1 protein-coding gene and 1 pseudogene are annotated in these 6,900 nt (G+C 67.4%); one reads left to right on the top strand and one right to left on the bottom strand.

Features of this window, described 5'->3' with window-relative positions; translation table 11 throughout:
• Positions 1-6,381 (top strand): autotransporter-associated beta strand repeat-containing protein (locus AC1DJN_RS10630; protein WP_478039189.1); only part of this gene is annotated, 6,381 nt, incomplete at its 5' end.
• Positions 6,382-6,436: 55 nt separating this feature from the next.
• Here AC1DJN_RS10630 and AC1DJN_RS10625 read toward each other — a convergent pair.
• A pseudogene (locus AC1DJN_RS10625) lies at positions 6,437-6,859 on the bottom strand (GNAT family N-acetyltransferase).
• Positions 6,860-6,900 lie beyond the last annotated feature (41 nt).

Below are 6,900 nucleotides of genomic sequence, written 5' to 3'. Positions count from 1 at the left end.
ACCCTGACCGGCGACATCTCCGGCGTCGGCAGCCTGACCAAGAACGGCGCCTCGCGGTTGACCTTGGACGGCACCAATGGCTTCAGCGGTGGCCTCAACCTCAATGCCGGCAGCGTGCTGCTGGGCAGCAGTGCGGCGGCCGGCACCGGCGCGCTGAACATCGGCGGCAACGTGTCGCTGGACGCGGCGGTTGCGCTGAACCTGAGCAACAACGTGGCCTTGGGTACCGGTGCGATTCTTACGCTCCCCGGCAGCCAGAACATCACGCTGGGCGGCGTGGTGTCCGGCGACGGTGGCCTGGCGAAGAACGGCGCCACGGTGTTGACGCTCAACGGTGCCAATACCTTCGGTGGCGGCCTGAACCTGGCGGGCGGCGGCCTGTTGCTGGGCAACAGTGGAGCGCTGGGAACCGGTGCGCTGAACGTTGCTGCGAACGCTAGCCTGGATAACAGCATTGCGCTTGACCTGACCAATGCGGTCAACCTTGGCGCCGGCTCGGCACTGACGCTGATCGGCAGCAACGCACTCACGCTCGATGGCGTGATTTCCGGCACCGGCAGTCTGGTCAAGAACGGCGCTGGTACGTTGACCCTCGGCAACGCCAACGGCTTCAGTGGCGGCCTGGCGTTGAATGGCGGCAACCTGCAGTTGGGCAACGCCGGCGCTCTGGGAACGGGCGCGCTCAACGTCGGCGGCAATGCAACGCTGGACACTGCCGCCGCCTACACCGTGGGCAACGCGATCAACCTGGCCTCGGGCACGACGCTTGCCCTGCAGGGCAGCAATGCGCTGACGCTCGGCGGCGTGGTGTCCGGCAATGGTGCACTGGTCAAGAACGGTGCAGCCACACTGACCCTGGCCAATGCGAACACCTACGCCGGYAGCACCACGATCAATGCCGGAACCCTGGCGCTTGGYGCAGGCGGCAGCCTGGCTGTCGGGGGTGACGTCACCCTCGGCGGCGCCGGCGCGGGCTTCGATATATCGGCGGCAACCGGCAACCAGACCATCGGCGCGCTGAATGGCGTGGTCGGTTCGACGGTCGGGCTGGGAGGAAACTCGCTGACCTTTGGTACGGCAGCCGATGCGGTGTTCGATGGCGTGATCAGCGGAGGTGGTGGCCTGGTCAAGGTGGGCGCGGGCGTGCAGACGCTGTCCGCTGCCAACACCTTCGGCGGCGGCGTCAGCCTCAATGCCGGTGGCCTGCTGCTCGGCAATGATGCGGCACTGGGCAGTGGTGCGCTGACCGTGGGTGGCGCGGCCACCCTCGACACCAGCCTGGCGGCAACACTGGTCAACAACATCGCCCTCAATGCCGGCCTGACCGTGCTGGGCAGCAACGCGCTGACGCTCAACGGGGTGATCTCCGGCACCGGCAGCCTGACCAAGAATGGTGCTGCCACGCTGACCTTGAACGGCGTGAACACCTATACCGGTGGCACCAACGTCAACGCCGGCACGCTGGCCCTGGGAGCAGGTGCAAGCCTGGCCGCCAGCGGCATCGTCAACCTGGCAACCGGCGCTACGCTGGATCTCTCCGCGGGCAACGGTGCCCAGACCTTCGGCACCCTGACCGGTAGTGGCACGGTCAACCTGGGCGCGAACTCGATCACTGTCGGCGGACCGACCAACGGTGTCTTCAGCGGATCCATCGCCGGCACCGGCGGCCTGATCAAGGAGGGGACCGGTACTGAAACGCTGACCGGTACCAACACCTTCACCGGTGGCACCCTGATCAATGCGGGAACGCTGGCGATCGGTGCCGGTGGCAGCCTGGCGGCAACCGGTGCAGTCACGCTTTCCGCGCCGGGCACCGGCTTCGACATCTCCGCGGCCGGCAACCAGACCATCGGCGCGCTCAACGGCGTCGCTGGCAGCACCGTGGCGCTGGGCGGAAATACGCTGACCTTCGGCGGCGTTGGCAACGGGACCTTCGATGGCGTGATCGGTGGGACCGGCGGGCTGGTCAAGAACGGTACGGGCATCCAGACGTTGGGCGGCGCCAACGTCTTCGGCGGCGGGGTGGCACTCAACGGTGGCGGCCTGGTGGTGGGCAACAATGCCGCGCTGGGTACCGGCGCGCTGACCGTGGGCGCCAACGCATCGCTGGACAGCAGCATCGCTGCGAACCTCGGCAACGACATCGGCCTGCTGGCCGGTGCCACGCTCAACCTGCTTGGCAGCAATGCATTGACGCTGGGCGGGGCGGTCACCGGCGATGGTGGCCTGATCAAGAACGGCGCGGCGACGGTCACCCTGACCGGCAGCAACACCTTCACCGGCGGCACGGTCATCAACAGCGGCACGCTGGCGATCGGGGCGGGCGGCAGCCTGTCGCCGACCGGCGCGGTGAACCTGGCCGGTACCGGCACCTTCGACATCTCCGCCGGCGGCAACCAGAGCATCGGTTCGCTGGCGGGCGTGGCCGGCAGCACGGTGTCGTTGGGGGGCAACAGCCTGACGCTGGGAGGTACCACCGACGCGACCTTCAACGGTGCCCTGACCGGCAGCGGTGGGCTGGTCAAGAATGGCAGCGGCGTGCAGACCCTCAACGGTGCCAGCACGTTTGGTGGCGGCGTCACCCTCAATGCCGGCGGCCTGGTGGTGGGCAACAACGCTGCGCTGGGAACCGGCACGCTGACCGTTGGGGGCGCTTCCACGCTCGATTCCAGCGGTGCGGTGACCTTGGCCAACAACATGGTGCTCAACGCCGGCCTGACCGTACTTGGCAGCAACGATCTCACCCTCAACGGCAATCTGTCGGGGGCCGGCAGCTTGACCAAGGACGGCGTTGCTACCCTCACGTTGAACGGCACCAACACCTATACCGGCGGCACCTACATCAACGCTGGCACGCTCGCGCTCGGTGCCGGTGCCAGCCTCAGCGCAGGCGGTATCGTCAATCTGGCCACGGGTGCCACCTTCGATCTTTCGGCCGGCAGCGGCACGCAGGTATTCGGCACGCTGATCGGCAATGGCACGGTCAACCTCGGCGCGAACACGTTGACCATCGGCGATGCCACCAATGGTGTGTTCAGTGGTTCGATCGGCGGCACCGGTGGACTGATCAAGGAGGGCACCGGTACCGAAACATTGACCGGCACCAACACTTTCACGGGCGGCACCACCATCAACGCCGGCACGCTGGCGATCGGCGCCGGTGGCAGCCTGGCCGCAACCGGCGCAGTGAACCTGGCCAACGCCGGTACAGGTTTTGACATCTCCAGCGGTGGCAACCAGGCCATCGGTACATTGTCCGGCGTCGCCGGCAGCACGATCAGCCTTGGCGGCAACACACTGACCACCAACGCAGCGGGCAACAGCACCTTTGCCGGGGACATCAGTGGCGCCGGTGGCCTGGTCAAGAACGGTGCCGGCGTGCTCGGCCTGACCGGCAGCAACACCTTCGGTGGCGGAGTGGCGCTCAATGCCGGTGGTCTGTCGCTGGGCAGCAGTGGTGCCCTGGGCACCGGCACGCTGACCGTAGGCGGTGACGCCACGCTGGACGGCAGTGTGCCGCTGACCCTGGCCAACAACATGCAGCTGGCAAGCGGCACGTTGACCCTGCTGGGGGGCACGCCGCTGACGCTGGACGGTGACATCGCCGGCAGTGGCAGCCTGCTCAAGGATGGTGCGGCGACGGTGACCCTGGGCGGCGCCAGCAGCTACACCGGCACCACGACGATCAACAGCGGCACCCTGGCGGTCGCCGCCGGTGGCAGCCTGTCCTCGGCCAGCACGGTGAACCTGGCCGGCGCCGGAACGCTGGACATCAGTGCGGCCGGCAACCAGGCCATTGGTGGCCTGGCCGGTGTTGCCAGCGGCAACGTGGTGCTCGGCGGTTCCACCCTGACCACCGGCGGCAGCAATGCCAGCACCACCTTCGGTGGCACCATCGGTGGCAGCGGTGGCCTGGTGCAGACTGGCACCGGCACGTTGACCCTGACCGGCAACAACACCTACACCGGTGGAACCACCATCAACGGTGGCAGCACCTTGCAGATCGGCAATGGCGGCGCGACCGGTGCGATCGTCGGCGACGTGACCAACAACGGCGCGCTGGTGGTCAACCTGTTGGGCAACACGACACTCGGTGGCACCGTCAGCGGCAGCGGTGGCCTGACCCAGGCCGGCAGCGGCACGCTGACGCTGACCGGCAACAATACCTATACCGGCGGCACCACCATCAATACCGGTGGCACCCTGCAGGTGGGCAATGGTGGTGCAACGGGGTCGATCATCGGCGACGTCGGCAACAACGGCAGCCTGGTGTTCAACGTGGGTGGCAACACTACGCTCGCGGGCGTGGTCAGCGGCAGCGGCGGTCTGACCCAGGCCGGTGCCGGCACGCTGACCCTGACCGGCAACAACACCTATACCGGCGGTACCACCATCAACACCGGCGGTACGCTGCAGGTGGGCAATGGTGGCGCCACGGGTGCGATCACCGGCAACGTCAGCAACAACGGCAGCCTGGTGTTCAACGTCGGCGGCAATGCCACGCTTGGTGGCGTGGTCAGTGGCAGCGGCGGGTTGACCCAGGCCGGCAGCGGCACGCTGGTCCTTACCGGCAACAACACCTATACCGGTGGCACCACGATCAACACCGGCGGTACCGTGCAGATCGGCAACGGCGGCGCCAGCGGCACGGTCACCGGCAACATCACCAACAACGGTGGCCTGGTGGTCAACACCGGCAGCACCACCACGCTGGGTGGCAGCATCAGTGGCGCGGGCAGCATCGTGCAGGCCGGCCCTGGCCTGCTCAACCTGGGCGGCAACAGTGGCGGATTCACCGGTACCGGTCAGGTCACCGGTGGTGGCCTGAATGTCACCGGCACCGTCGGTGGCCAATGGACCATCGGCAGCGGCACCACGTTGTCGGGTACCGGCACCATCGGCGGCAGCGCTGGCGGCGTCACCGTGAGCAGCGGCGGTGTGCTGTCGCCGGGCAACGGCCCGGGCAATGGCAGCAGTGGCGGCAACGGTACGGGCGCGATCACCGTGGGCGGCAACCTGAACCTGGCACCGGGCAGCACGCTGTCGGTCGATCTGGGCGCCACCGGCAGTGATGTGGTGCAGGTAGGCGGCAGCGCGAACATCGGCGGAGCATCGGTGGTGGTCAATGCCATCGACCCGAACACCAGCTACCAGCAGGGCCAGCAGTACACGATCATCAACGCAGGCGGCGGCGTCAGCGGGCAGTTCGTGCCGCCCACCACCACCTCGGCGTTCCTCTCACTGACCCCGGTCTACACAGCGAATGCCGCGCAGCTGAAGATCGATGTGAAGCAGACAGCGGCCTTCGTCACGGCTGCGCAGACCCGCAACCAGCTGGGCGTGGCATCGGCGCTGGACAGCCTGCCGCAGACCGGCGCGGCGCTGGGCCTGTACAACACGCTGCTGGCCTACGACACCGCCACCGCGCGCAACGCGTTCAACCAGCTCTCCGGTGAAGTGCATGCGGCCAGCCGTGCAGTGCTGCTGTACGACAACTACCTGGAAGAGGGCATCCGCCAGCGTCTTGGCAGCGAGCTGCCGACGGTGCGTGGCGAGCGTGCTTCGGCATGGCTGGCGGGTAGCGGCAAGGTGTTCAAGCAGGACGGCGATGGCAACGGTGACGAGATCCGTGCCAACCGCAATGCACTGATGGCCGGCGTCGATTGGAAGCTCGGCGAGCATGTGGTGCTGGGGGCGGCGGCGGGCAGCGAGCGGCTGGATACGCGGCTGTACGATCGCCAGTCGCGTGCACGCCTGCGTGGCAACACCTATGGACTGTATGCGCAGGGCGAGTGGAACAACGGATTTGCGATCGGTGGCAGTGTGTCGCGCGGCGATTACCGCACGCGCACCACGCGTGAAGTGCCGCTGCTGGCACAGACGCTGCACAGCCGCCAGGATTCGGATGTCACCATCGCCCAGATCGAAGGCAGCTGGACCTGGACCCATGGCAGGACGCAACTGCAACCGTATGTGCAGTTCACCAAACACTGGGTGGACAGCGATCGCGCGGTGGAGCAGGGCGGCAGCGCGGCGCTGGTACTGGAGGGCGGCAAGGACACGCTCAATGTCAGCACCGTCGGCGTACGCGGCCGCTGGGATGTGGGCAGCGGCGAGCGCTATCCGGCACAGCTGACGGTTGGGCTGGGCTGGCAGCATGCGTCCGGTGACACCGACGTGGCCAGCCGGCAGAGCTTCGCCGTCGGTGGCAATGCGTTCGATGCCTACAGTGCCGTGATGGCGCGCAACGCACTGGTCAGCCAGGTCGGTGTGGCCGTCGGCCTGGGACGCAGCAGCCAGCTGTCGCTGTTCGTGCAGGGCCAGCATGGCGACGGTCGCAACGATATCGGTGGCCAGTTGAACCTGCGCGTCGGGTTCTGAGCCAGCGCGTGTCTTCGACGGATCCACGCCATGCGTGGATCCGTCGAGAGCCGGGTTACAGCACGCGCTGCATCTCCACGGCGTCGATTCCGGCGCCGTGGCCATCGGCTACCACGCGTACCACCTGGAAGCCGAGGCCGGCATAGAAGCCCTGCGTGTGCTGGCTGGTGCTGAGCGTAATGCGCTGGATGGATGGGTCTGCTTCAGCCTGATGCAAGCGGGCCACTGCCAGCGCGCGTCCCAGCCCCTGTCTGTGGCGACTTCGTGCCTCAGCACAAGCTGGCGCTGCCATCGCCGCAGTGCCAGAGGCCGCCGCAGGCCACCACCAAGCACTCGACCTCGATCACCTGGAAGGCGCGCTGCACGGCATGTTCGTGCAGGAAGCGCTCGAAGCCGGTGCGAAGTAGGTGGGCACGTTGCTGTCGAAGATCGACAGGCAGGCGGTGAGGTCGGTGCAGCGGTAGGGGCGGGGTGTCATGAATGACTGTCATCGTGGTGGCGGGCACATTGTGCGCGAGG

The organism is Stenotrophomonas sp. 05L414_2, from assembly GCF_056397905.1.
This window is presented reverse-complemented; position numbering and strand designations above follow the sequence as displayed.